The 26,661-nt window shown below is 43.1% G+C and carries 26 protein-coding genes; 17 read left to right on the top strand and 9 right to left on the bottom strand.

Translation table 11 applies throughout. From position 1 onward, the window contains the following. Nucleotides 1–237: 237 nt before the first annotated feature. The 8 genes from BVI01S_RS18410 to dnaA form a co-directional block, all read right to left on the bottom strand. Entirely contained in the window at nucleotides 238–1,329 is a 1,092-nt protein-coding gene (locus BVI01S_RS18410) for an HD-GYP domain-containing protein (RefSeq protein WP_061811177.1), read from the bottom strand. Between the two features lie 150 nt (nucleotides 1,330–1,479). Then, on the bottom strand, nucleotides 1,480–4,014 hold the full coding sequence (gene gyrA, locus BVI01S_RS18415; protein WP_061811178.1) for a DNA gyrase subunit A: 2,535 nt from the start codon (nucleotides 4,012–4,014) through the stop codon (nucleotides 1,480–1,482). Between the two features lie 118 nt (nucleotides 4,015–4,132). Continuing rightward, complete coding sequence (gyrB, locus tag BVI01S_RS18420; RefSeq protein ID WP_094075177.1) at nucleotides 4,133–6,061, bottom strand: DNA topoisomerase (ATP-hydrolyzing) subunit B; 1,929 nt, start codon at nucleotides 6,059–6,061, stop codon at nucleotides 4,133–4,135. A gap of 42 nt (nucleotides 6,062–6,103) precedes the next feature. After that, nucleotides 6,104–6,358, bottom strand: a complete 255-nt coding sequence (remB, locus tag BVI01S_RS18425; protein WP_034764730.1) for an extracellular matrix regulator RemB — start codon at nucleotides 6,356–6,358, stop codon at nucleotides 6,104–6,106. Between the two features lie 9 nt (nucleotides 6,359–6,367). Next, the gene (gene recF, locus BVI01S_RS18430; RefSeq protein WP_034764732.1) at nucleotides 6,368–7,486 is read right to left on the bottom strand and encodes a DNA replication/repair protein RecF; all 1,119 of its coding nucleotides are present in this window, start codon (nucleotides 7,484–7,486) and stop codon (nucleotides 6,368–6,370) included. A gap of 17 nt (nucleotides 7,487–7,503) precedes the next feature. After that, nucleotides 7,504–7,722, bottom strand: a complete 219-nt coding sequence (rlbA, locus tag BVI01S_RS18435; protein ID WP_034764734.1) for a ribosome maturation protein RlbA — start codon at nucleotides 7,720–7,722, stop codon at nucleotides 7,504–7,506. Nucleotides 7,723–7,891: 169 nt separating this feature from the next. Then, nucleotides 7,892–9,028, bottom strand: a complete 1,137-nt coding sequence (gene dnaN, locus BVI01S_RS18440; protein ID WP_034764746.1) for a DNA polymerase III subunit beta — start codon at nucleotides 9,026–9,028, stop codon at nucleotides 7,892–7,894. A 206-nt stretch (nucleotides 9,029–9,234) separates the two neighbouring features. After that, nucleotides 9,235–10,578, bottom strand: coding sequence for a chromosomal replication initiator protein DnaA (gene dnaA / locus BVI01S_RS18445; protein WP_061811179.1), 1,344 nt, complete (start codon nucleotides 10,576–10,578; stop codon nucleotides 9,235–9,237). Between the two features lie 1,034 nt (nucleotides 10,579–11,612). Between dnaA and rpmH the strand changes: the two genes are divergently transcribed. The 11 genes from rpmH to BVI01S_RS18495 all read left to right on the top strand — a co-directional run bounded on the left by rpmH (nucleotide 11,613) and on the right by BVI01S_RS18495 (nucleotide 21,847). Beyond that, a complete protein-coding gene (rpmH, locus tag BVI01S_RS22280; RefSeq protein ID WP_034764748.1) occupies nucleotides 11,613–11,747 on the top strand; it encodes a 50S ribosomal protein L34 in 135 nt (44 codons plus the stop codon). A gap of 165 nt (nucleotides 11,748–11,912) precedes the next feature. Beyond that, nucleotides 11,913–12,287: a ribonuclease P protein component gene (rnpA, locus tag BVI01S_RS18450; RefSeq protein ID WP_061811180.1), complete on the top strand. Its 375-nt coding sequence runs from the start codon at nucleotides 11,913–11,915 to the stop codon at nucleotides 12,285–12,287. A 142-nt stretch (nucleotides 12,288–12,429) separates the two neighbouring features. Next, on the top strand, nucleotides 12,430–13,218 hold the full coding sequence (gene spoIIIJ, locus BVI01S_RS18455) for a YidC family membrane integrase SpoIIIJ (protein ID WP_034764750.1): 789 nt from the start codon (nucleotides 12,430–12,432) through the stop codon (nucleotides 13,216–13,218). Further along, on the top strand, nucleotides 13,215–13,832 hold the full coding sequence (jag, locus tag BVI01S_RS18460; RefSeq protein WP_034764752.1) for an RNA-binding cell elongation regulator Jag/EloR: 618 nt from the start codon (nucleotides 13,215–13,217) through the stop codon (nucleotides 13,830–13,832). The genes spoIIIJ and jag overlap by 4 nt, the downstream gene beginning before the upstream one ends. 346 nt (nucleotides 13,833–14,178) lie before the next feature. Then, the gene (gene mnmE / locus BVI01S_RS18465; RefSeq protein ID WP_034764754.1) at nucleotides 14,179–15,564 is read left to right on the top strand and encodes a tRNA uridine-5-carboxymethylaminomethyl(34) synthesis GTPase MnmE; all 1,386 of its coding nucleotides are present in this window, start codon (nucleotides 14,179–14,181) and stop codon (nucleotides 15,562–15,564) included. Between the two features lie 56 nt (nucleotides 15,565–15,620). Next, nucleotides 15,621–17,513: a tRNA uridine-5-carboxymethylaminomethyl(34) synthesis enzyme MnmG gene (gene mnmG, locus BVI01S_RS18470; RefSeq protein ID WP_061811181.1), complete on the top strand. Its 1,893-nt coding sequence runs from the start codon at nucleotides 15,621–15,623 to the stop codon at nucleotides 17,511–17,513. Nucleotides 17,514–17,534: 21 nt separating this feature from the next. Continuing rightward, entirely contained in the window at nucleotides 17,535–18,251 is a 717-nt protein-coding gene (gene rsmG / locus BVI01S_RS18475) for a 16S rRNA (guanine(527)-N(7))-methyltransferase RsmG (RefSeq protein WP_061811182.1), read from the top strand. 119 nt (nucleotides 18,252–18,370) lie between these two features. After that, nucleotides 18,371–19,234: a nucleoid occlusion protein gene (gene noc / locus BVI01S_RS18480; protein WP_061811183.1), complete on the top strand. Its 864-nt coding sequence runs from the start codon at nucleotides 18,371–18,373 to the stop codon at nucleotides 19,232–19,234. A gap of 200 nt (nucleotides 19,235–19,434) precedes the next feature. Further along, a complete protein-coding gene (locus BVI01S_RS18485) occupies nucleotides 19,435–20,196 on the top strand; it encodes a ParA family protein (protein WP_034764762.1) in 762 nt (253 codons plus the stop codon). Continuing rightward, nucleotides 20,189–21,028 (top strand): ParB/RepB/Spo0J family partition protein, encoded by an 840-nt coding sequence (locus BVI01S_RS18490; RefSeq protein WP_061811184.1) that lies wholly within the window; start codon nucleotides 20,189–20,191, stop codon nucleotides 21,026–21,028. The genes BVI01S_RS18485 and BVI01S_RS18490 overlap by 8 nt, the downstream gene beginning before the upstream one ends. Nucleotides 21,029–21,133: 105 nt before the next feature. Continuing rightward, the gene (locus BVI01S_RS18495; RefSeq protein ID WP_034764766.1) at nucleotides 21,134–21,847 is read left to right on the top strand and encodes a DUF554 domain-containing protein; all 714 of its coding nucleotides are present in this window, start codon (nucleotides 21,134–21,136) and stop codon (nucleotides 21,845–21,847) included. 41 nt (nucleotides 21,848–21,888) lie between these two features. Here the strand turns inward: BVI01S_RS18495 and yyaC are convergent, their stop codons facing one another. After that, nucleotides 21,889–22,509, bottom strand: a complete 621-nt coding sequence (gene yyaC, locus BVI01S_RS18500) for a spore protease YyaC (RefSeq protein ID WP_061811185.1) — start codon at nucleotides 22,507–22,509, stop codon at nucleotides 21,889–21,891. Between the two features lie 257 nt (nucleotides 22,510–22,766). On the opposite strand from yyaC, the gene BVI01S_RS18505 reads away from it, so the two are divergent. From BVI01S_RS18505 to rpsR, 6 genes are all read left to right on the top strand, one after another. Beyond that, nucleotides 22,767–23,708: a mechanosensitive ion channel family protein gene (locus BVI01S_RS18505; RefSeq protein ID WP_082804781.1), complete on the top strand. Its 942-nt coding sequence runs from the start codon at nucleotides 22,767–22,769 to the stop codon at nucleotides 23,706–23,708. A 13-nt stretch (nucleotides 23,709–23,721) separates the two neighbouring features. Further along, on the top strand, nucleotides 23,722–23,922 hold the full coding sequence (locus BVI01S_RS18510; protein WP_061811186.1) for a DUF951 domain-containing protein: 201 nt from the start codon (nucleotides 23,722–23,724) through the stop codon (nucleotides 23,920–23,922). A gap of 252 nt (nucleotides 23,923–24,174) precedes the next feature. Continuing rightward, complete coding sequence (gene ychF / locus BVI01S_RS18515; RefSeq protein ID WP_060674606.1) at nucleotides 24,175–25,275, top strand: redox-regulated ATPase YchF; 1,101 nt, start codon at nucleotides 24,175–24,177, stop codon at nucleotides 25,273–25,275. Between the two features lie 164 nt (nucleotides 25,276–25,439). After that, on the top strand, nucleotides 25,440–25,727 hold the full coding sequence (rpsF, locus tag BVI01S_RS18520) for a 30S ribosomal protein S6 (RefSeq protein ID WP_034764776.1): 288 nt from the start codon (nucleotides 25,440–25,442) through the stop codon (nucleotides 25,725–25,727). 79 nt (nucleotides 25,728–25,806) lie between these two features. Beyond that, nucleotides 25,807–26,322, top strand: coding sequence for a single-stranded DNA-binding protein (gene ssb, locus BVI01S_RS18525; RefSeq protein ID WP_034764778.1), 516 nt, complete (start codon nucleotides 25,807–25,809; stop codon nucleotides 26,320–26,322). 40 nt (nucleotides 26,323–26,362) lie between these two features. Continuing rightward, nucleotides 26,363–26,599, top strand: coding sequence for a 30S ribosomal protein S18 (rpsR, locus tag BVI01S_RS18530; protein WP_034764780.1), 237 nt, complete (start codon nucleotides 26,363–26,365; stop codon nucleotides 26,597–26,599). The last annotated feature ends 62 nt before the right edge of the window (nucleotides 26,600–26,661 follow it).

A 26,661-nucleotide genomic window follows, 5' to 3' on the forward strand; every position in this document is an offset into this window, starting at 1 on the left:
GTGTAAGTGCTTCGTTTGAAGCGACCTATATAATATATCATTTAAAGCGTTTGCCGTCAAGGTATTTTTATTATTTTAGAAAAGTTATTTTCATGATAATTATGTAATGCCTTTCGGACAACAAATAATAGTATACACACTATTAAACAAGTTTGCAAGGGGTAAATAATAAAAAGTCACAGATCATTTTATTGACCTGCGACTTTTTCGTTCGAATGCTGATTCCGTAGAAGGATCTTAGGTAAAGACCTCTGTAATATAGATGTTCTTTTGCTGAGATAAATCTACTATTTCATCATTTTTGAGTTTAACGATCGGGCTGGTGAAGGCGTCCGGTTTGGTATATATGACTTCCCCAAACTCTCCCGTTGATAACCTTACCGGGGTTCCGGTTCTTAAGTCTCCCATTAATTGCAGGAGCCCTTCCACTACTTTAAGATCGAATTTACCAAATAAGTCTTTACTGATCATATCCAATACTTTGAAAATCGGTTGCTTGCTTCTATATATTCTCTCTGATGTCATAGCATGAAAAACGTCTGCAATCCCGACGATCTGTGAATAGAGGTGAATGCGTTCGCTCTTTTCGGATGCTGGATATCCTGTTCCATCAAAACGTTCATGATGTTGAAAGATCGCTAGTTTTGTTTCCGTTTTTAATAGTGGAGTATCTTTGATCATCTTATACCCATTTGCCGTGTGTAGCTTCACTTCTTTAAATTCACTCTCTGTCAGGGGCTGCTCCTTGGATAATATGTGGGGGCTTACTTTCGCCATCCCACAGTCAGCCAGTGCCCCCGCTAATGCCAGTTGATTGATCTGTCCCGACTGTAAACCGATCTTCTTTCCTATTAAAGCACTGATGATACTTACTGAAACCGCATGATGATAGAGATATTCTTTCTTCGTTGAATAATGTTGAAGGGAATAGATGTATATATGATTTTGTTCCACCTCTTGAATAACGGGGAGGATGAGTTCTCTCACTCTTGCGACATTAACGGCCGTACCCGACTGCCAATTCAAGAATTCCTTCTTATATTCCTTTACTGTCGTTAAGTAAAGGTCTACAAATCCCATTGTCTCCTGAGAATCAGTCTCTTCCTGATTCTGATTCGAGACTTTATCAGAAGAGAGAGGTGACTTGAATGGGTTCCCGTCGGCTTTTGTCTTCTCTATGTATAACTCGTTGATATGAAATGCTTGCAGGATATTTAAATGTTCTTCTTCTAGCACCGTATTCTTTGGAATGATCGGGTTTGCTGACAATCCCATGATATCCTCTGCTACGATGCAGCCTAATTGTATTTCGCCACGATAGACCTTCAACTATACACACCTCACGACTGTTCTTTTAGTTTATTTTACCAAATTCGGCGATATATAGTTGTTATTTTCAAAAAATAAATAGGTCCCTGACAAAAAAATAAGCTATTTCCAGCATGGGCACCCATTCCTGAAAATAGCTTACTCTATTATTTATTCTTCTGTGCCTTCATCAGTCTCATCTGAAGCTGGTTGGTCTTCCATATCGTGCTTTTCCATTCCTTCAACAGATTCGACCGGCGCTTCCGTTTCTTCTTCATCCTCTTTTTCAACTTTAGCGACGGTTGAAACGAATTCACTTTCTTGAAGACGGATCAGCTTGACCCCTTGGGTGTTACGTCCCGTTGTGGAAATGTCATTGACGTCCATACGGATGAGAACACCATGGGCGGTGATGATCATTAAGTCTTCTTCACCTGTGACGGCTTTGACAGAGACGAGTTCTCCATTACGCTCAGTCACATTACATGTCTTCAATCCCTTACCACCACGGGTTTGGACTCTATATTCACTGGCTGGAGTACGTTTACCGTAACCATTTACCGTGACGACCAGGACATCACTCTTGTCTTCTAGAATCTCCATGCCGACAACGATATCATCATCGCTGAGGTTGATTCCCTTTACTCCAGTGGCGGTTCTTCCCATGGAACGGACGTCAGTTTCAGGGAAACGGATCAGCATACCCTGCTTCGTTCCGATGATCATGTCTTTTTCGCCATCGGTCAGTTTGACGGAAATCAGTTCATCATTTTCCCGAAGGTTGATGGCGATCAGACCGTTCGTCCGGATATTGGCGAAATCCGATACCGGCGTACGTTTTGAGATCCCTTGCTTCGTCGTAAAGAATAAGTACCAATCATCCACAAATTCTTCGACCCGGATCATGGCGTTGATCCATTCATCTTTTTCCACGCCGAGGAGATTGATGATCGGAAGTCCTTTCGCAGTACGACTGAACTCTGGGATTTCATATCCTTTTGCACGATACGCTTTTCCTTTGTTCGTAAAGAAGAGGATCGTATCATGAGTAGAAGTCGTCAACAGATGTTCGACGAAGTCTTCATCATTGGTACCCATACCCTGGATCCCTCTTCCGCCCCGTTTTTGACTGCGGTAGGTTGAAACAGGAAGACGCTTGATGTAACCGTTATGGGTGAGGGAAACGACGATGTTCTCTCTAGGGATCAAATCTTCATCCTCTATGTTCTCGATTCCACCCGCAACAATTTCAGATCTTCTTTCATCATTGAAGCGTTCTTTGATTTCGATCAGTTCTTCACGGATGATTTCAAGGACCTTTTCGTCATCTGCCAGGATCGCTTTTAGTTCAGCGATCAGCTTCACCAGCTCCTGGTACTCATCTTCAATTTTTTCACGTTCTAAACCGGTTAGACGTTGAAGACGCATATCCAGGATCGCCTGTGCCTGTTTATCGGATAAGGAGAAGTTCTCCATCAATCCTTGTTTGGCAAGCTCTGTTGTTTGAGAACCACGGATAAGGGCAATGATTTCATCAATGTGATCGAGGGCAATCCTCAGACCTTCTAAAATATGAGCCCTTGCTTCAGCCTTGCGCAATTCAAATTCTGTTCTGCGGCGAATGACTACCCTTTGATGCTGAAGATAGTGATAGAGACATTCTTTTAAGTTCAATACCTTCGGCTGACCGTCTACAAGTGCCAGAAGATTGATCCCGAAACTCGTTTGAAGTGCCGTTTGTTTATATAAATTATTAAGTAGTACGTTAGCGTTGGCATCTTTTCGTACTTCAATGACGATGCGCATACCATTTCGATCCGATTCATCACGAAGATCCGTGATGCCATCAATCTTCTTATCCCGGACCAGATCCGCGATCTTCTCAATGAGTCTCGCTTTATTCACCTGATAAGGAATTTGATGGACGATGATCGTTTCTTTTCCATTGCTCTTTGTTTCGATTTCCACACGGGCACGCATGGTGATGGAGCCTTTACCTGTTTCATAAGCACGACGGATCCCGCTTCTTCCTACAATCAAACCGGCAGTAGGAAAATCAGGTCCGTAGATGAATTCCATCAGCTCTTGAATCGTAATGTCAGGATCTTTACTTAATGCAAGGATTCCATCGATGACCTCTCCAAGATTATGGGGAGGGATGTTCGTTGCCATCCCTACGGCGATTCCTGAAGAACCATTAACCAAAAGGTTAGGGAAACGGGCAGGTAATACCTCCGGCTCCCGCTCAGTGCCATCATAGTTATCTTTATAATCAATTGTGTCTTTATTAATATCACGAATGAGTTCCATAGAGATCTTGGACATACGTGCTTCTGTATAACGCATGGCCGCTGCGGCGTCACCGTCCACAGAACCGAAGTTACCGTGACCGTCAACCAGCATATAGCGATAGTTGAAATCCTGTGCCATACGAACCATGGTGTCATAAACAGCTGAGTCACCATGAGGGTGATACTTACCGATTACTTCACCGACGATACGTGCCGATTTCTTGTACGCTTTGTCAGACGTCATTCCGAGGTCATTCATCGCATATAAAATACGGCGATGGACGGGCTTAAGGCCATCACGTGCATCTGGTAAGGCACGTGAAACGATGACACTCATCGCGTAATCCAGGAAAGACGAGCGCATTTCACTACTTATATTAATCTCTTTAACATTCGATCTTGGTGTTTCTGCCATAGTAAAAGGGACCTCCTTTTAAAGAAAGATTTATACCTTTCTCACTCTTTACCTTGTCCGCTATGTAAAAGACAGGATAGCACGTGGTCTATCCTGTACTATTTCAAAAAAGTTTTCGTTAAATATCCAGATTCTTAACGTACGCAGCGTTTTCTTCGATGAAGTTACGTCTCGGCTCCACTTTGTCACCCATGAGGATTTCAAAGGTTTCGTCGGCCTCGATTGCATCCTGCAGACTCACTTGCAGCAATGTCCGTGATTCAGGGTCCATGGTCGTTTCCCAAAGCTGTTCAGGGTTCATCTCTCCAAGACCCTTATAACGCTGGATTCCAGGTTTAGGTGTCGGGGAAATTTCTCCAAGAATGCGATCCAGTTCTTTATCATTGTAGGCATACTCGATTTTCTTCCCTTGTTGCACTTTGTACAACGGCGGTTGGGCGATATAGATGTAGCCTGCTTCAATGATGTTTCTCATGTAACGATAGAAGAACGTCAATAACAGCGTACGGATATGGGCACCATCGACGTCGGCATCGGTCATGATGACAATTTTATGATATCTTGCTTTCGCGAGATCAAAGTCCTCTCCGATTCCGGTTCCAAGAGCTGTGATGATCGCACGCACCTCATTGTTGGAAAGGATCTTATCAAGACGTGCCTTTTCAACGTTGATGATTTTACCACGCAGTGGAAGGATGGCCTGGAAGTGACGGTCACGTCCCTGTTTGGCCGATCCACCGGCTGAGTCACCCTCAACCACATAGATTTCGCTGATGCTCGGGTCTTTGGAAGAACAGTCAGCCAGTTTACCAGGCAGGCTTGAAATCTCAAGGGCACTCTTACGGCGGGTAAGCTCCCTTGCTTTTTTCGCAGCCAGTCGGGCACGGGCAGCCATCAGGCCTTTTTCAACGACCTTCCGGGCAACAACCGGGTTTTCAAGTAAGAATGTTTCCAGATGCTCTGAGAATAGAGAATCCGTAATCGTCCTCGCTTCCGAGTTCCCAAGTTTTGTTTTCGTCTGACCTTCGAATTGAGGGTCAGGATGTTTGATCGAAATGATGGCTGTCAGACCTTCCCGGACATCTTCCCCTGAAAGATTCGCATCGTTCTCTCTGAATACATTATTTTTACGGGCGTAATCATTGATGACCCTCGTTAAAGCCGTTTTAAATCCAGACTCATGGGTTCCACCTTCATGGGTATGGATGTTATTGGCGAATGAGTAAAGATTGCTTGCGAAACCGTCATTGTATTGAAGGGCGATTTCAACGGTAATATCATCCTTCTCACCTTCGATGTAGATCGGTTCTTCATGGATGACTTCTTTCGAACGGTTAAGGTGCTCAACGTATGACTTGATTCCACCTTCATAATGGTAGTCCCGTCTTTTCCCTTCTCCGCGCTTATCTTCAATACTGATCTGGATCCCTCTGTTCAAGAACGCCAATTCACGAATACGGTTTGCCAGTGTGTCATAATCGTATTCCGTCGTTTCAGTAAAGATTTCAGGATCTGGAGTGAAGTGGATGATCGTTCCGGTCTTATCCGTTTCTCCGACCACTTTAAGGTCGAAGCTCGGAACACCTTTTTCGAATTTCTGATAGTAGATGTTCCCATCACGATGGACATGTACCTCAAGTTCCGTGGAAAGGGCATTTACAACCGAGGCCCCTACTCCGTGCAGACCTCCGGATACTTTATATCCGCCGCCGCCGAACTTACCGCCCGCGTGAAGGACCGTCATGATGACCTCTACGGCAGGACGTCCCATTTTTTCGTGGATACCGACCGGAATCCCCCGTCCATTATCCGTCACGGTAATACTGTTATCCTCTTCAATGATGACTTCGATTTCACTACAGTGTCCGGCTAATGCTTCATCAATACTGTTATCAACGATTTCCCACACCAAGTGATGCAGACCTCTGCCGCTTGTTGATCCAATATACATACCCGGTCTTTTCCGAACGGCCTCTAAACCTTCTAAAACCTGAATCTGATTTTCATCATAGGAGCCGCCTTGCGCTTGATTTTGTTCTATAGCCATACTGATTCACCTACACTTTCTAACCTTCAGGGCTTTATATTTCTATAATAAATTCTCATAGTTTGAGTATTTCTTTGATCGCTTCTTTAACGTACTGGATGCCAGCGGTGAGAGATACAACTGGCCCGTTGTGATAACAAGAGATTTATATGAACCCTTTGCAAGATTGCAAAGGTTATGATCTTTCGTTTTTAGAAAATGTTGAATTTCCTCTGAAAATTGAACGGTGTCTCGATCAATAATTGCGATGATTTCATCTGTACGTACCATGACATCTTCTCCAACATGTATGTACAAGGTAACACCTCATTTCAATCTTTTCATAGATCCGGCTTCCACTTCGAACGTAGTCGCCTCGTTTAAGGTTTGATGATCAATCCCGTCCACATTGGTTGTGGTCACGAAGGTTTGAACTTTCCCCTGAATGGTATTTAATAAGTGAGACTGACGATAATCATCCAACTCAGATAACACATCATCCAGAAGTAAGATGGGATACTCTTTGATCTCAGAGTGTATCAGCTCGATTTCTGCAAGCTTCACAGAGAGGGCTGTCGTCCGTTGCTGCCCCTGTGACCCGAATGTTTGAACATCCCGTCCATTCACAATAAATTGAAGATCATCCCGATGCGGTCCGACCAGGGTCACACCCCGATCAATTTCCCGTTCACGGATATCATTGAATTTCTGCTCATATATATCTACCATTTTTGACCATTCTTGATTATCTGATACATCCAAAGACGGTTTATATACGATTTCCAACGTTTCCAGGTTTCTTGAAATCCCTGAATGGATCGGTTTCGCCCAACTTTCCAACAATTGAACGAATTCAAATCGTTTCTTCGTAATCTTCACCGCCATCTCGATGAACTGTTCCGTCAAGACATCAAGCATCGTCTGGTCTTTTTGTTTTCTCGTCTGCAACTGTTTTAAATAATGGTTCCGCTGCTGTAATATTTTTTGATAAAGGCTGATATCATGTAAATAAACAGGAGAAACCTGACCGATTTCCATATCAATAAAACGGCGCCTGACTTGAGGGCTCCCTTTTACTAAATGAAGATCTTCAGGTGCAAACATGACAACATTCATATTCCCGACATATTGACTCAATTTAGACTGTTCAAGGTGATTACTCTTCGCTTTTTTCCCCTTTTTGGACAGGATCAGCTCCAAAGGTAAACCACCGTTATATTTCTGAATCCTACCTTTTATTTTAGCATATTCCTGGTCCCAACGGATTAAATCTTTATCATTCGAGGTACGATGGGATTTAGCCATTGCCAGGACATAGATAGATTCCATGATATTCGTCTTCCCCTGAGCATTTTCTCCAAGAATGACGTTCACCTTATTTTCGAAACTCACGTCGATCGATTCGTAATTACGGTAGTTTCTTAATTCCAATTGTTCAATGTACATGGACATAACACCCTTTATTATTCTCCAGCAACCACAAAGACCCCTACTTCAGGAATTTCAACTTTGTCTCCAACCGTAAGTTTTCTCCCTCTTCTTTGGTCTTGTTCCCCGTTTATGTATACTTCATATTCACTTAAGAACCATTTCGCCATCCCACCGGACTGAATCACTTCAGCAAGCTTCAGGAATTGTCCCAATGTGATGATTTCTGTTTCGATGGTGATCTCTTTCGCCACTAAAATCACTACTTTCCGTATAAAGTCTCTAATATATTATTTTACTCTAAATGGAGTTAAGTCACAACTAACGAAAAATGGAGAAAATGGTCGCAGTTGATTTCAGAAGGATTCCCTAAATGTAAAAAGCCAACACCTGAGCTTTTTCTAAGGTGTTGGCTTTTGATTTTTAGTACGTTCTAACCGGAAGGATCAGCTGAAGGATGGATTCATCATGAAGCGGCTTCAATACGAACGGTCTCATCGCTCCAGTGAAGTTCACATGAATTTCCGTTCCTTCAATCGCTTTTAACGCGTCCATCATATATTTTGCGCTGAAAGAGATTTTCAGTTCTTCCCCTTCAACCGAATGGCTTTCCACCTGCTCGATTACTTTCCCGATTTCAGGAGTGTTCGACGAAATTTCAATGATTCCACCATCAAGGGTCGAAAGTTTCACGACGTTGTTCCGGCCTTCTCTCGCCAGCAGCGATGCACGATCGATCGCTTGTAAAAATTCTTTTGTATTAAGGGTCAATTCTGTTTTCGTATCAGATGGAATCAATCGGCTTGTGTCCGGGTAATTCCCCTCTAATAGTCTTGAGAAGAATAATAAATGTTTTGCCTTAAAGAGGACCTGATTTTCCGTAATGACGATTTCAACTGGTTCATCCGTATCATCAAGGATCTTGTTCAACTCATTTAAGCTCTTTCCTGGAATCACGATATTGTAAGAAGCATCATGATTGGTTTCGATCGGTGCTTTTCTCATGGCAAGCCTGTGACTATCTGTTGCAATACAGCTCAGCTCCCCGTCTTCGATCTGACAGTTTACACCTGTCAAGATGGGGCGTGTTTCTGAGGTGGACACTGCAAATACGGTTTGTCTGATCATCGTTTTAAGAAGATCCGTTGATACTTTTATTCCGTTTCCTTCTTCAATTTGAGGAAGATGAGGATATTCTTCAGGATCCAGCCCGTTCAAATTGAATTCTGCCTGTCCTGAACGGATGACTGTCTGGAAGTGACTCTGAACTTCGATTTCCACCGTATCTTTCGGTAATTTCTTAACGATCTCACTAAAGAATTTTGCTTGGAGGACGATGCCGCCTGTTTCCATGATCCCAACGATTTCAGTGCCTTCTTCCTCATTCGGGATAAAGGATTCAATCGAGATATCCGAATCACTACCTGTCAATGTAACACCATCTTCAGTGGCAATGATCTTGATCCCGGTCAGAATGGGAATGGTCGTTCTTGATGTGACAGCTTTCATGACGTCCTGGACACTCTGGACAAGATAGTCCCTTTGAATAACAAATTTCATGATTTATTCCTCCAATTTGCACATAATTTTATGGACTGAATCATATACTAATAATTTATTTAAAAAATAGTAATAGAAGTAGTAGGGCCTGTTGATATGTGGATAAGTGTATGAATCGAACGTAAACACAGCCTATCCACATGTGGACAGACTGTGTGCTAGTTAGTCGGAGTTATTCACATTATCCAGTTTGGTTGTGTGTAGAATCAGGCCTTTAATGTTTCACGAATTTCCTTCAATTGCTGCTGAAGAAGAGCATCCGTTCCGAGTAATGTACTGATTTTCTCATGCGCATGAATGACAGTCGTGTGATCACGTCCGCCAAACTCTTCGCCGATTTTCGGAAGGGAGGAATCCGTCATTTCCCTTGATAAATACATGGCGATTTGCCTCGGGAATGCAATGGACTTTGTTCGTTTCTTCGCTTTAAAGTCCTCTAGCTTCACATTGAAGTGCTCCCCAACGACACGTTGAATTTCCTGGATGGTAATCGCCCTTGGCTTCGAGCTCGGGATGATATCTTTCAACGCCTCGGCTGCAAGATCTGCATTGATATCTTTATTTATAAGAGAAGAGTACGCGACGACACGGATCAATGCGCCCTCTAACTCACGAATATTCGAATCGATCTGATTAGCTATATAAAGCATGGCTTCATTTGGAATATCCAGTCCTTCAGCCTTTGCTTTCTTTCGTAAAATCGCAATCCTCGTCTCGAGATCCGGTGGAGTGATATCTGTTATAAGCCCCCATTCGAATCGGGAACGAAGTCTATCTTCAAGTGTCGGGATTTCCTTCGGTGGCCGATCACTGGAAATGACAATTTGCTTGCTTTCTTCATGTAAGGTATTAAAAGTATGGAAAAATTCCTCTTGTGTTTGTTCTTTACCGGCTAAAAATTGAATATCATCGATTAATAAAACGTCAACATTCCGGTATTTGTTGCGGAAATCGACTGCTTTATTATCCCTGATGGAGTTAATGAATTCGTTGGTGAATTTTTCAGATGACAAGTAAACCACTTTTGCAGCGGGATTATGCTCAAGTACATAATGGCCGATGGCATGCATTAAGTGAGTTTTTCCAAGACCGACTCCCCCATAAATAAATAAGGGATTATAGGCTTTGGCAGGTGCTTCAGCCACAGCCAAAGAAGCGGCATGGGCGAACCGGTTGCCCGAACCGATAACAAACGTGTCAAAAGTGTATTTAGCGTTCAGCATATTTTGGTTAATATCCTGCTGATCATCATCCTTCATCGACTTTGGCGGTATTTGAATATCAAACTCTTCCGGCTCCTGGTTTTGAGGAATGATAAATTTCACGACTAGTTCTTCGCCCGTAATATCATACAAAACCCCTGAGATTAGCTGAGAGTAACGGCCTTCCAGCCAATCTCTAGCAAATTCATTTGGAGCTGTAATCACAAGGGTGTCCCCTTGAATGGAATGGGCCTTAGTTGATTTCAACCAAGTATCAAAGCTTGGTTTACTGATCTTTTTTTCGATATTTTCTAAGGCCTTGCTCCAAAGATCCCCGATATTCTCCAATCCTGATCCCTCCTTTTCTTAGTTTGTATAACTTCTGTACAATCATTACGTGCTATACATTCCTTAAACGTACGCTATTTTATAAAAATACAATTCGTTGAATGTGGAAAATATATATAATAAGGAAGGAAAATGGTTTTTCGACATTATCCACCACTTGTGGACAACGTTTTACAAACCCTCTGTATAAGTTACCCACATGATATCCACATTTTGTGGATAAGTTATTTCCGTAAACACAGTTATCAAGAGTGAAAACACAATAATCATATCAAAATATCCTTAGAGGTGCAATGCTTTTTAAATTTTATCCACAACCCCCCACACCTTGTGGAATGAAATTGTCCACAACCCAAGAACTTGTGAAAAAGTTGTCAGTATGTGTTGTGGATAATTTAAAACCATGTCGAATCCTATCCACAGGCACCTTGAATAGAAAAATGGGATAGGATTTGTAGAAGGAAACGAATTACGGAGAGAGTAGTGGTTGATTTCCGCTCCAATCAACTATATGAGTATGCAACTTTTCCATAATCTAAATTACGGATAATTCAATTTCTAATGTTGTGGAAAGAATTTTTCGATTGATCCCCCACATTATTAAAAAACGGCAATGTGAGCTTCCTTCTGACCTGCAAAAGGTAACTAGTAACTTTTTTCTACCGATTTGTATATCTCCTAAGCAGCAGACCCATAAAACCTAGTGCTCTGTTCATTGATCTTTCTTTGGGATTGGAAGGAGATTTGCGAGACTCCTGCGGAAAAACGGGCTGGGAAAGACCCCGCAGCGAAGCGAGGAGGCTTGCCCGCTCGTCCGCGGAAAGGGAGCGTAATCTCCTTCCAATCCAACACTGAACTAAAAGAACATAGCCGTGAAAGAACGATTAACTTTTAAGTGTTCATAAAAAACTTCAATGAACTATCACTTAAAAAGAAAAATAATCTGAGTGTTGACTTTTTATGGGTACCGTCTTTATAATAGTGAGGAATGTCTTTAACTTTTTTTAAAGATATCCTTCAGGGAGGTGTCATAGATGAAAAGAACGTTTCAACCAAATAACCGCAAAAGAAAAAAGAATCACGGTTTCCGTGCACGTATGAGCTCTAAAAACGGACGCAATGTTTTAGCTCGCCGTCGCAGCAAAGGAAGAAAAGTACTATCTGCCTAGACCACTGAACTGACTCAGTGGTCTTTTTTTTCCTTTCTATTAGGAGATAAGACGATTTGGCTCGTTCGTATTTTGGTTAACGAGAAAAAGTACTTATAATTTCATATGAATGAGCCAATAATGTCGAGGTTAGATCAAGACAAAAATGAAAATTAGGTGTGGTCCATGCGGAAAGAACAAAGAGTAAAGAAAAATAAAGAGTTCCAGGAAATATTTAAAAAAGGAACATCCTTCGCGAATCGTCAATTCGTCTTGTATCTATTAAAGAAGGAAGAGCCTCAGCCATTTCGAATCGGGATTTCCGTCAGTAAGAAAATCGGGAATGCTGTGTGCCGTAATCAGATCAAGCGTTACGTGAGGCAGGCTTTCTTAGAATTACAAGAAGAGGTGCACGATCAGTACGATTATCTTATCATCGCCAGAAAACCGGCGGCCGAAATGAATTTCCATGAGGTGAAGGGGAGTCTCACCCATGTATTAAAAAGAGGAAAAGTATTGAAAAGGTCTTCTTATGGCAAATATGATAGGAAGAAGTCATAACATTTTGAGAGAATGACAGGTTTCGTCATCACAAGCCAAGGAAAAGATGTTACAATACGAGGGATTGTACTTTTTTTGGGTACGGGATGATGGTACTTGTTTACATTTTATTTGAAAGATATTAGTTGGGAGGAAAATAAGGGTGAAAAAGAGAATGATAGCCCTGGTGGGAATCATTGGGCTAATGGCTATTCTATCAGGTTGTACAGATTACAATAAGCCGATTACATCTGATAGTAGCGGAATATGGAATGAATATATTGTCTATCCTTTATCGCAATTGATTACCATGGTTGCAGAATTCATGGGCGGATCTTACGGATTAGCGATTGTCATCGTTACATTGCTCATTCGTTTAGCGATTCTGCCATTGATGATCAAACAAACGAGAAATTCAAAAGCCATGCAGGCATTACAACCTGAAATGAAAAAACTGCGTGAAAAATATAGCTCTAAAGATGCACAAACTCAGCAAAAGCTTCAACAAGAAACGATGGCTTTATTCCAAAGTCACGGGGTGAATCCGTTAGCGGGTTGTTTACCATTGATCGTTCAAATGCCGATCTTGATCGGTTTCTACCATGCGATCGTCAGAACACAGGAAATCAAAGCGCATAACTTCTTATGGTTCGATCTCGGTAATCCGGATCCATACTATATTTTACCTTTAGTAGCAGGTTTAACAACGTTCATCCAACAAAAATTAATGATGGCGGGTACAGCGAATCAGAATCCGCAAATGGCCATGATGCTTTATATCATGCCGGTCATGATCATCATTTTTGCGATTAACTTCCCTGCAGCTCTATCCCTTTACTGGGTGGTCGGAAATCTATTCATGATTGCTCAAACGTACTTCATCAAGGGACCTGAGATTAAAGAAGCGCAAGCAGTCAAAGCTGGTGGGAATTCGGGAGGAAAGAAAAAGTGAGAGAAGTAGAAGCGACTGGTCAAACGGTGGAAGAAGCCATTGAATCAGCCTTGTCTCAACTGAATATCACCAAAGAAGAAGCAGAGATCGACGTCATTGATCAAGGTAAAAAAGGTTTATTCGGATTGTTCGGCGGAAGGCCGGCAGTCGTTCAAGTGAAGAAAGCGGTTGATCCGGTAGAGGAAGCGAAGAATTTTCTTCTATCCGTCGCACGTGAAATGGGCGTGGAAGCGACCATAGATGTGAAAAGGGATGGAAGAGATGTGGAATTCAACATTTCCGGTGAAAAAATGGCTCTATTGATTGGCAAAAGAGGACAAACGTTGAATGCTCTTCAACATTTGTCGCAATTGGTCGCCAATCGGGTATCCGGTCAGTTCATCACGATCCTGTTGGATGCAGAAAACTATCGGGAAAGACGGAAGCAGACGCTGACAACGCTTGCGGAACGTTTAGCAGAAAAGGCACTGCGCACCAATCGCTCTGTTTCATTGGAACCGATGCCCTCTTATGAACGAAAAGTGATCCACACCGCTTTAGTGGATTCCAAAAGGGTCGATACCCATTCAGAGGGAAGAGAACCCAATCGATACATTGTCATTGCACCAAAATAATGAAAGACGATTCCTTTTGAGGGGTCGTTTTTTTTTTTTTGCAACTTTGCGTAAATTGTCATTTTTTGTAGAATGACAAATATCATTCCAGAATTCTCCTTCCCCTCTTCCATTCCTTACCTCCTGCCTATTCTTATTTCATCCCGGTTTATTGTTATTCACATGTGGATAAGTTAAAATAATAGAGATGAGATGTTATCTATGTGGATAACATTATTTGGTGACGAACAAAGGGTTTCCTTTCTTTAGAATTAAAACGGAATGTGATATTCTAATAATTTGGGGAAACGTTACTTTCAACTATACATTTCATATAAATAGGTCAGCTATAAGAGAGGTGAACATAATGGAATTAGATACAATTGCAGCCATATCCACTCCGATGGGAGAGGGAGCGATCGCCATCGTCCGTTTGAGCGGTGAGTTGGCATTCGATATCGGTGATAAAGTCTTTAAGGGAATGAAGGGGAGTTCCATGAAGGAATTTGCATCCCATACCATTCATTATGGACATATCGTTGATCCCGACACCGATCAAGTGGTGGAAGAGGTCATGGTTTCCGTGATGAGAGGACCAAAGACATTCACCCGGGAAGACATTATCGAAATCAACTGCCACGGAGGACTTGTGTCGGTGAATAAGGTTCTGCAGCTGGTGTTGAAAAACGGGGCGAGACTCGCAGAACCAGGTGAATTCACGAAGCGTGCTTTCCTGAACGGCCGAATTGACCTTTCTCAGGCAGAAGCGGTGATGGATCTCATTCGGGCGAAAACCGACCGGGCCATGAATGTAGCCCTGAATCAAATGGAAGGCCGCCTTTCCAATTTGATCAGGAAGCTCCGTCAGGAAATCCTTGAAACACTTGCCCATGTGGAAGTGAATATCGATTATCCCGAGTATGATGATGTCGAAGAGATGACGCATAATGTGCTTCTGGAAAAATCCAAACACGTACGGGATGAAATTGAACGGCTGGTTCGCACCTCTGAACAGGGGAAGATTTTAAGGGAAGGTCTTTCTACGGTGATCATCGGACGGCCTAATGTAGGGAAATCCTCCCTCTTGAACAGCCTTGTTCACGAAAATAAAGCCATCGTGACGGATATTCCGGGAACCACACGTGATGTGATCGAGGAATATGTCAATGTAAGGGGAGTCCCTCTCCGTCTTGTTGATACGGCCGGGATTCGTGAGACCGAAGACATCGTCGAACGGATCGGCGTCGAACGCTCGAGACAGGTGTTGAAGGAAGCTGATTTAATACTACTCGTGCTCAATTATGCGGATGAATTGACCTTTGAGGATGAACAGTTATTCGAAGCGGTGAGGGGAATGGACGTCATTGTCATCGTGAACAAAACGGATCTGCCTCAGAAGATTGATATAGATAAGGTAAGAAAGCTTTCCGAAAATCATCAGCTGGTGACAACGGCTTTACTGGAGGAACAGGGAATCGATGAACTGGAAGAAGCCATTTCATCCTTATTCTTTGCGGGATCCATCGAAGCGGGGGATATGACATATGTGTCCAACAGTCGTCATATCGCCTTACTCAACCAGGCTTCCCTTGCAATCAATGAAGCGATCGACAGCGTGGAAATGGGGACACCGATCGATATTGCTCAGATCGATCTGACGAGAACGTGGGAACTATTAGGTGAAATCATCGGGGACAGCGTTCATGAAAGCCTGATTGATCAGCTGTTTTCTCAGTTCTGCTTAGGGAAATAAACACTATTATAATGTGGACGGTACTTATCCGTCCGACAAGGAGGAAATAACAAACCATGCAATATGACGCAGGGCAATATGATGTCATTGTCATTGGTGCTGGCCATGCCGGGGTAGAAGCGGGACTTGCTTCTGCACGTATGGGAGCAAAAACGTTAATGGTCACCATTAACCTGGATATGGTCGCCTTTATGCCGTGTAATCCATCTGTCGGTGGACCGGCAAAGGGGATCGTTGTAAGGGAAATCGACGCTCTCGGTGGAGAGATGGGTCGTAATATAGATAAAACACATATACAAATGAGGATGTTGAATACAGGAAAAGGTCCTGCTGTACGTGCATTGCGCGCGCAGGCAGATAAATTCCTCTACCAGAATGAAATGAAACGAACAATTGAAAACGAACCGAACATGACCTTGATGCAGGGAATGGTTGAGGAATTGATCGTGGAGGATGATGAATGTAAAGGTGTCGTCACGATGACAGGTGCCGCCTACCGTGCCAAAACGGTCGTCATCACCACGGGTACATTCCTTCGTGGTGAAATCATCTTGGGAGACCTGAAATATTCAAGCGGTCCCAATAACCAACAGCCTTCCATCAGATTATCCGATCACTTGCATGAGCTCGGCTTCGATACGGTCCGGTTTAAAACCGGGACACCGCCGCGGGTCAACAGCTCGACCATCGATTATTCGAAAACGGAGATTCAGCCAGGTGATGACGTTCCGCGTGCATTCAGCTATGAAACGACCAAATACATCACGGATCAACTTCCATGCTGGCTGACGTATACGAATGAATTGACTCATCAATTAATCGACGACAATCTACATCGTTCGCCAATGTATTCAGGTATGATCAAAGGAACGGGACCTCGTTACTGTCCTTCTATTGAAGATAAGGTCGTGCGTTTCCACGACAAGCCGCGTCATCAGATCTTCTTAGAGCCGGAAGGAAGAAATACTCAAGAAGTGTATGTTCAAGGATTATCGACAAGCCTGCCTGAAGATGTGCAGCAAAAAATCCTCCAGACCATTCCGGGTCTTGAGAAAGTACAAATGATGCGTGCCGGTTATGCCATCGAGTATGATTCCATCGTACCGACGCAATTATGGCCGACACTGGAGACGAAAAAAATTAAAAATCTGTATACCGCAGGGCAAATCAATGGAACATCCGGCTATGAAGAAGCGGCTGGACAAGGATTGATGGCAGGAATCAATGCTACTTGCCGTGCACTTGATAAAGACGAAGTGATCTTAAGCCGATCCGATGCTTATATCGGGGTACTGATCGATGACCTCGTGACAAAAGGGACGAACGAACCGTATCGTCTTTTGACATCACGTGCGGAATACCGCTTGTTGCTCCGTCATGATAATGCCGATCTTCGCTTAACGGATATCGGTCATCAGATCGGATTGATCTCAGAGGATCGCTTTGAACGATTCACAGCGAAGAAAGAAGCGATATCTGCCGAGAAGAAGCGACTTGAATCCCTGCGCATCAAACCGAGTGAAGAAACTCAAAGGGTGATCCGTGAGGCAGGCGGAAGCGAGCTGAAAGATGGGATACTGGCAGCAGACCTTCTGAAGCGGCCGGAAATGAATTACAGCCATATTAAAGCACTTGTTCCAAGTGACATCGAGCTTGATCCCGATGTAGAAGAACAAGTGGAGATCCAGGTGAAATACGAAGGGTATATTGAAAAATCCCTTCAACAGGTCGATAAAATGAAGAAGATGGAAAATAAGCGAATTCCTGATAACATTGATTACAGTGCAATCAGCGGATTGGCTTCTGAAGCAAGACAGAAATTGATCGAGGTCCAGCCTCTTTCCCTTGCACAGGCCTCCCGCATTTCAGGTGTGAACCCTGCAGACGTATCCATTTTGATGGTCTACATTGAACAGGGGAAAATCGCCAAGGTCTCCGGTGATCAATAGAAGTAAAGGAAGGATCATTTCATGAACGTAAATGAATTTCAATCAATGCTTGAGGAGAAGGGGATTTCCCTTTCTTCCAGGCAATTAGATCAGTTTGAACGTTATTATGAATTGCTTGTTGAATGGAATGAAAAAATGAATTTGACGGCAATCACTGACAAAGAAGACGTATATTTAAAGCATTTTTACGATTCAATCAGTGCAGCATTTTATGTCGACTTCACGGAAGTTCAATCTCTGTGTGATGTTGGGGCTGGTGCCGGTTTCCCAAGTATCCCGCTTAAAATATGTTTCCCGCATCTACATATTTCGATTGTTGATTCCTTGAATAAGCGGATTACATTCTTAAATCATTTGTCGGATGAACTGGGACTGGAAAACACCCATTTTTATCATGATCGTGCAGAGACATTTGGAAAAAACAAGGCTCATCGTGAAAAATATGATATGGTTACAGCAAGAGCCGTAGCCAGAATGTCCGTTTTAAGCGAATTATGCCTGCCGCTTGTGAAAAAAGGTGGAGCATTTGTCGCCATGAAGGCTTCCAATGTTAATGAAGAGCTGTCCAATGCAAAGAAAGCCATCGGCACACTTGGTGGACAAACGGATAAAATGTATTCCTTTATCCTTCCTCAAGAGGAAAGTGAACGGAACATCGTGAAAATCAACAAAGTGAAAGAAACGCCTAACAAATATCCCAGAAAACCCGGGACACCGAATAAATTACCGTTAGAATAGTATGGTCATTCTCCTGCCTTCATCGGTCATGGTATAATCGACATATAGTGAGAAGGCAGGAAATGGACATATTTTAGAGAATATTAATAAAGGGAGTTTCTTAAAGGTGGTGTAGGAAGATGAAGCATCCTTTCTCTCGTTTTTTTGGCCTAGGTGAAAAGGAGCAAGATGTTGAATCTGAAGAGTCGAATGTAGTGGAAGAAGATCGGGATGAAGTGAGGAAGATACAGGTCTCGCAAATTATCCCGAATCGATTTCAACCAAGGACTGTGTTTAATGATGAAAAGATAGAAGAGTTATCCAGAACGATTCACACTCATGGCATCATCCAGCCGATCGTGGTGAGACAGTATGATGATGACCAGTTTGAGATCATTGCGGGTGAACGGAGATACAGAGCTGTTCAAAAGCTTGGCTGGGAAACCGTACCGGCGATTGTGAAGAATCTTAATGATACAGAAACAGCCTCTGTTGCATTAATTGAGAACTTACAAAGAGAAGAACTCTCTCCTATAGAGGAAGCAATCGCATATGGAAAACTGTTGGAATTACATGATCTAACTCAAGAAGCCCTTGCTCAACGCTTAGGAAAAGGACAATCAACCGTGGCGAACAAGCTTCGTCTCCTAAAGCTTCCAGAAGAAATTCAATCAGCCCTACTAGATAAACAAATCACTGAACGTCACGCCAGGGCTTTGATTCCTTTGAAGAATGCTGAAAAGCAGATCCAGCTTATTCAGGAAATCATTGAAAAGAGCTTGAATGTCAAACAGACCGAAGACCGGGTTGTGAAAATGCAAGAAGGAACGACCCAAAAGCCGAAACCTAAACGGAAGGCCTTCAGCAAAGACATGAGAATTGCCGTGAATACGATCCGACAATCGCTGTCCATGGTATCCGATAGCGGAATCAATCTCGACTCAGAAGAAGAAGAGCACGAGGAATTTTATCAATTCACCATTCGTATTCCGAAAAAAAAATAGATTCGTAGTCTAAAAGTGAGAAACATATCCGATCCGTTTCTCACTTTTTTTATTGCAAGAACAACAGAGCCCTTCCTATTTATGGAAAGGTGTTTCTTTTTGAAAAATTGACAGACAATTATCCGGGAATTTTGATAGAATAAAAGAATACTGTGTAAAATTGAAATCAATCTTAGGAAGTCAAAAGGTAGGTGACAACCTTGGGCAGAATCGTAGCCGTTACAAACCAGAAAGGCGGGGTGGGAAAGACCACGACATCCGTCAATTTGGGGGCTTGTTTAGCTTATATAGGGAAAAAGGTTTTACTTGTAGATATCGACCCTCAGGGAAACGCCACTAGTGGTGTCGGCGTGGAAAAAGGGGATGTACAACAGTGTATCTATGATGTGTTAGTGGATGATGTAGATGTGAAAGATACGATCAAACAATCAAAAGTAGAGAACTTATCGATTGTCCCTGCAACGATTTCACTTGCCGGGGCGGAAATTGAATTGGTTCCGACCATCTCCCGTGAAGTCCGTTTAAAGAAAGCACTGGAGAAGGTAAAGGACGAATTCGATTTCATCATTATCGATTGTCCCCCTTCATTGGGACTCCTGACGATCAATGCGTTAACCGCTTCGGATGCTGTCGTCATACCGGTCCAGTGTGAATATTATGCCCTCGAGGGATTAAGTCAGCTGTTAAGCACAGTCCGTTTAGTGCAGAAGCATCTGAATCATGACCTTATGATTGATGGTGTATTGTTAACGATGCTTGATGCCAGGACCAATCTGGGGATCCAGGTCATTGAAGAAGTGAAAAAATATTTTCAAGACAAAGTGTATCGCACAATTATCCCACGTAATGTTCGTTTAAGTGAAGCACCCAGTCATGGTGAACCGATTATCATCTATGATGCGAAATCCAGGGGAGCAGAAGTTTATTTAGAACTGGCAAAGGAAGTGGTGGCGAATGGCTAAAGGTTTAGGAAAGGGCATCAATGCTCTCTTTACTAATATGCAAACAACCCAAAATGAAGAGTCCGTCCAGGAAGTGAGCCTGAAAGAAATAAGGCCGAACCCTTATCAGCCACGAAAGATCTTTGAGCCGCAGGCAATTGAAGAATTGAAAGAATCGATACTGGAGCATGGGATCCTCCAACCGATCATTGTCCGTAAGTCCATTAAAGGGTATGAGATTGTGGTCGGTGAACGCCGCTATCGTGCAGCTACGGCGGCTAAGTTAGAGACAGTTCCCGTCGTCGTCCGTGAATTGAATGATCAACGAATGATGGAACTTGCCGTTTTGGAAAACCTTCAACGCGAGGACCTGACGCCGATCGAGGAAGGCGCAGCCTATCAAATGCTGATGGATAAATTGAATCTTACTCAGGAAGAACTGGCGAAACGATTAGGGAAGAGCCGACCTCATATCGCGAACCATATTCGCTTACTCTCCCTCCCTGCACCCGTTCAGGAACTGATTTCTGAAGGGAAGCTGTCAATGGGACATGGCCGTGCCCTTCTTGGATTGAAAGATAAAAAGAAGCTGTCCATGATCGTGAATCGGATCCTGAAAGAATCATTAAACGTCCGTCAATTAGAAAAAATCATTCAAGAAGCCAATGACAATGTTCCACGTGAAACAAAAAAGAACGAGCGGAAAGATGTTTTCATCCAGGAACAGGAATCCCTCTTGCGGGAACGCTTCGGTACAACCGTAACGATTAAACAATCGAAGAAAAAAGGGAAGATCGAACTGGAATTCTTTTCGAAGGAAGACCTGGATCGGATTTTGGAATTATTGCAGTAGCATCAAGGGACTGACTTACGTGGTATATCACATGCCATTTAAGTTAGTCCTCTTCCATATGGTACATATACTATTCTTTGGGAAATAATCATAAGGGGAAACGTCATGGTACTTTTAGGAACGCTAGTAAATGGAGTATGTATTATCATCGGGACGCTATTGGGTAAGATCCTGCACCGGATACCTGAAGATATGAAGGGAACGGTCATGAAAGCGATCGGACTCGCCGTTATCGTTCTTGGTTTACAGATGGGGTTGAAAAGTGAAAACTTTCTCATCGTGATCATCAGCCTTGCCCTTGGTGCTGCCTGGGGAGAGTGGATGAATCTCGAGGACAAGCTCAATGCCCTGGGGAATTGGTTAGAAACGAAGATAGGCAGCAAAAATGAAACGTCCATATCTCAAGGGTTTGTAACCGCCACCCTGATATTTGTGATTGGGGCCATGGCCGTGATCGGTGCGCTGGACAGCGGGATCAGGGGAGATCATGATGTTCTTCTGACCAAATCGATCATTGACGGGTTTACATCGTTAATTCTAACAACGACCCTCGGGATCGGTGTCATGTTCTCGGCCATTCCAGTCGTCCTGTATCAGGGAATCATCGCCCTATTCGCTACTCAGATCCATCAATGGGTGCCTCAGGAATTGATGGACGCTTATATTGTCGAAATGACGTCAACGGGAGGCATCATGATTTTTGCAATTGGACTCAACCTTCTGGGTGTTACGAAAATAAGAGTCGCCAATTTACTTCCAGGCATCATCGTGGTGGCCATGGTGGTCGGAATCATCCACGCCTATCATTTGTATATGTAATCAAAAGGGAGATGGCCGAACGCGCCATCTCCCTTTTCTCTTTACTGCTGCAATTCTTCCCGCCATTTTTCAATACTGACGGCATTTTTCCGCTCTACAGAATGACCTGCCAGCACAATCGCTTCGGCAATCGTCCTCGCCATTTTCATAACAAGATTCAAACGGGTATTCTGCAGGACAAAAAACTCCATGAACCCACTGACATTTACAATACCGGTCAAATGAATCTCCCCGACTTCAGGCAGCTCTTTATTGACTCCGGCTCCCGGGCGCAAAGGACCTTCACTCAACTGGATGGCACCAACACTCTTTAATCGTCCAAGACAGGCATCTACACCTATGATAAAGGGATTGATATGTTTAGAAGCGATATCCTTGAGCTTTTCCTCCAGATTAACGGCATGGATCGGATCATCCAATGTCCCATAGACATGGAATGGTTTGATATCCTGTTCCTCTATTAATGTGCCAACCAAAGGCCCCAATGAATCCCCTGTCGAACGGTCCGTACCGATACAGACGAACACGATGGGCCTTGTACGATAATAAGTGGGAAGCATCGACGACAATTGAACAGAAAGATCCTGTGCCGCACGCTCTTCCTGATGAAGGACTCTAAAAGGTTCAGATCTTCGTTCAAATAGTCCTTTTTTTAGATTCATCGCTTCCACTCCTTTGGATGTGATTAGGGGGGATTATGTTGAAATTGACTATGTCAGGTCTTGCCACCAGAATCATACTATTTAAGTATTATCAGTATACGGACGATTTCTTTTTTTCATACATAATAAACTCCGATTTTTCATAAAATAAAAATTTTCTAGAAACTATTCTTTATGAGGTTATATCTACACAAGGAGAGGGAAAGTTGATAAAATAAGGAATACTTCTTATTGAATGATAAGTGGAGGTTCGATATATGAGTGCGAAAAACACCAAAACTACTGTAGATGAGACTATTGAGACTATCAAACAGAGTGATACAGCAAAAAAACTTATAGATAATGAATTATGGCTTTCACTTGGGACGGGTGCCTTGAAGATCGTGGCAATCATGGTCATTACCTATATCGCTCTCAGGTTGGGAAGGTCGGCGATTCGAAACGTATTCAAAGTCCGTTCCCGCTCCCCTCTTAAGTTCACTGAACGACGGGAGGCAACCTTGTCCAAACTGTTGGAAAACGTCCTGACCTATGTGATCTATTTCATCAGTCTGATGACAATCCTGTCGACGCTTGATATTGACGTAAAAGGACTCATCGCAGGTGCCGGGATCGTCGGCCTTGCCGTCGGTTTCGGTGCTCAGAATCTGGTACGTGATATCATCACCGGTTTTTTCATTATCTTCGAGGATCAATTTTCAGTTGGCGATTATGTTCGCATCGGTTCTGCAGAGGGAACCGTGGAAGAGATCGGCCTGCGAACGACAAAGATCAAAAGCTGGACCGGGGAATTACATATCTTCCCCAATGGGAATGTTACGGAAGTGACGAACTTCTCCATCCATAACAGTATCGCAGTCGTGGATGTCAGCATTGCGTACGAGGAAAATATTGAAGAAGCCGAGAAAGTGATGCAGGAACTTCTTCTCGCTTTGCCGCAAAAGTACGAAGACCTTGTGAATCCGCCTGAGCTGTTGGGGGTTCAAACCCTTGGAGCATCGGATGTCGTCATTCGTATCGTTGCTGAAACGGTTCCGATGAGACATTGGTATATGGCCAGAATGATCCGGAAAGAAGTAAAACTTTGCCTGGATGCGCATGGTATCGAGATTCCATTCCCTCGTATGGTGATGTATTCACGTAAGGATGAAGAAGAGATTCACCCCCGTGAAAAGCAAAGAAGACTTGAAAGCGAATAAGGAGGAATAACCGGTGGAACCAAAGACATTCACATTAAATGATATTGTAGAAATGAATAAGCCTCATCCATGTGGTATGAACCGCTGGAAAGTGATCCGTATGGGGATGGATATTCGCATCAAGTGTGTCGGGTGCGGTCACAGTGTCATGATCCCCAGAAAAGACTTTGCGAAAAAAATGAAAAAGGTCATCAGCAGTGGTGAAGAAGAGTAAGTATTCTTTTTTTACCCATAATTCTTTTGACCTAATCCACCTTATGTTCTCATGAATGTAATCAAGAGCATCCACTCGTTTCCCAAAGAGCGGATGCTTTTTTCTGCTGGGATGTTTTCCTATGGAACACTGGAAGCTTCACTTGTCTTTTACCACTATTATCTCTATAATTGTGAAAGGTTCGACCGTTTACTAGTTTTTTGATCTTACAGGATTTTTAATAGATAAGAATATGGATGAGGAGTGACTGAAATGGCATTAACAGCCGGTATTGTGGGACTACCTAACGTAGGGAAATCCACACTATTCAACGCAATTACAAAAGCAGGTGCAGAATCTGCGAACTACCCGTTCTGTACCATTGATCCGAATGTAGGAATCGTAGAGGTTCCGGATCACCGTCTGGATAAATTAACAGAACTTGTGGACCCGAAGAAGACGGTTCCGACTGCCTTCGAATTCACGGATATTGCCGGGATTGTAAAAGGGGCAAGTAAAGGAGAAGGACTGGGGAACAAATTCCTATCCCATATCCGTCAAGTGGATGCGATCTGTCAGGTTGTCCGTTGCTTTGCAGATGATAATATTACACACGTATCCGGTAAAGTAGATCCGATTGCGGATATCGAAGTCATCAACCTGGAGTTGATCCTGGCTGACCTTGAAACGGTGGATAAGCGTCTTGCAAGAGTTCAGAAAATGGCGAAGCAAAAAGACAAAGAAGCAGTATTCGAGCATGATATCCTAGTGAAAATCAAAGAAGCGTTGGAAGCAGAACAGCCAGCTCGTACAGTTGAGTTCTCGGATGAGCAAATGAAGCTTGTGAAGCAGCTTCATCTTCTGACGTCTAAGCCTGTATTATATGTAGCAAACGTAAGTGAAGACGAGATCGCGGATCCTTCTGATAACGAATATGTTCAGAAAGTACGTGAATTTGCGAAGGACGACAATGCAGAAGTAATCGTTGTCTGTGCGAAGATCGAATCTGAAATTGCCGAGCTGGACGATGAAGAAAAGGCGATGTTCCTGCAGGAATTAGGCATCGAGGAATCCGGCCTTGATCAGCTGATCCGTGCTACCTATTCCCTATTGGGACTGGCGACTTACTTCACAGCAGGTGTACAGGAAGTCCGTGCCTGGACGTTCCGTGAAGGAATGAAAGCCCCTCAATGTGCAGGTGTCATCCACACCGACTTCGAAAGAGGATTCATCCGCGCCGAAACCGTATCGTATGAAGATTTAGTGGCTGCCGGTACAATGGGTGCAGCACGCGAAGCAGGAAAAGTCCGCCTCGAAGGTAAAGAATACCTTGTAAAAGACGGAGACATCATTCACTTCCGCTTTAACGTATAAATGTTATTTAAAAAGACTAGAGTTTCGATTCTAGTCTTTTTTTTACGTCATATTGCAATAATAGAGAACCTGTGCTATAATTTTATTTCGTGAGTAATGAACGCATTGCTCCTTGTTCTTTCGTAAAGAAAGGACCGCATAGACCACGAGGAGGTGACATTCAGATGAGAAAGTACGAAGTTATGTACATTGTCCGCCCAAACATTGACGATGAGTCAAAGAAAGCAGTAGTTGAGCGTTTCGATAACGTTTTAACAACTAACGGCGCGGAAATCATCGAGTCAAAAGATTGGGGTAAACGTCGTTTAGCGTATGAAATCAACGATTTTCGTGATGGTTTCTATCAACTAGTTAAGATGAGCGCTACTTCTGATGCAGTTAACGAATTCGATCGTTTAGCTAAAATCAGCGATGATATTATCCGTCATATCGTTGTTAAAGAAGAAGAATAATCCGTACGTTTTTTAAGATATACACTTCTATCATCTGTTTCACGTGAAACAGTAAACTAGAAGGAAGGGGTTGATTCTGATGATGAACCGAGTTGTATTAGTAGGGCGTTTAACCAAAGACCCTGAATTAAAATATACTCCAAGTGGAGTGGCTGTGGCTTCGTTTACACTGGCTGTCAATCGTAGTTTTACGAATCAATCAGGAGAACGGGAAGCAGATTTTATTAACTGTGTTGTATGGCGTCGCCCTGCAGAGAATGTAGCAAACTTTCTTAAAAAAGGCAGCTTAGCTGGCGTTGACGGTCGCATTCAAACACGTAATTTCGAAGGACAGGATGGACGTCGTGTGTTTATGACGGAAGTTGTAGCAGAAAGCGTTCAGTTCTTAGAACCGCGTAGTGCGAATCAAGGCGATCGTGGAGGAAGTCCGGGCTATTCGGGTGGAGGTCAGCGTGACCAAGGAAATCCGTATAGTCAGAATCAGAATCAACAACGCAACAACAATAATAACAACAACTATACACGTGTAGATGAGGATCCATTCGCTAATGACGGTCAGCCGATCGACATTTCCGATGATGATCTGCCATTCTAAACGAACGATATCAAACCTAACAAGATAGGAGGCGAAACAAATGGCAGGAGGACGTAGAGGTGGACGTAGACGCCGTAAGGTATGCTACTTCACAGCAAACGGAATTACACATATCGATTTCAAAGATGTTGATCTTCTTAAGAAATTCGTATCTGAACGTGGAAAGATTCTTCCACGTCGTGTAACTGGAACAAACGCTAAGTACCAACGTAAGTTGACTCGTGCGATCAAACGCGCTCGTACAATGGCATTACTTCCATACGTTACTGGTGAATAATATCATCGACATAAAAACAGCAGAGACTTGTCTCTGCTGTTTTTTTGGTTCTATAATATTTG

Origin of the sequence: Rossellomorea vietnamensis NBRC 101237, from assembly GCF_001591825.1 — a bacterium.
Classification (GTDB): Bacteria; Bacillota; Bacilli; order Bacillales; family Bacillaceae_B; genus Rossellomorea; species Rossellomorea vietnamensis.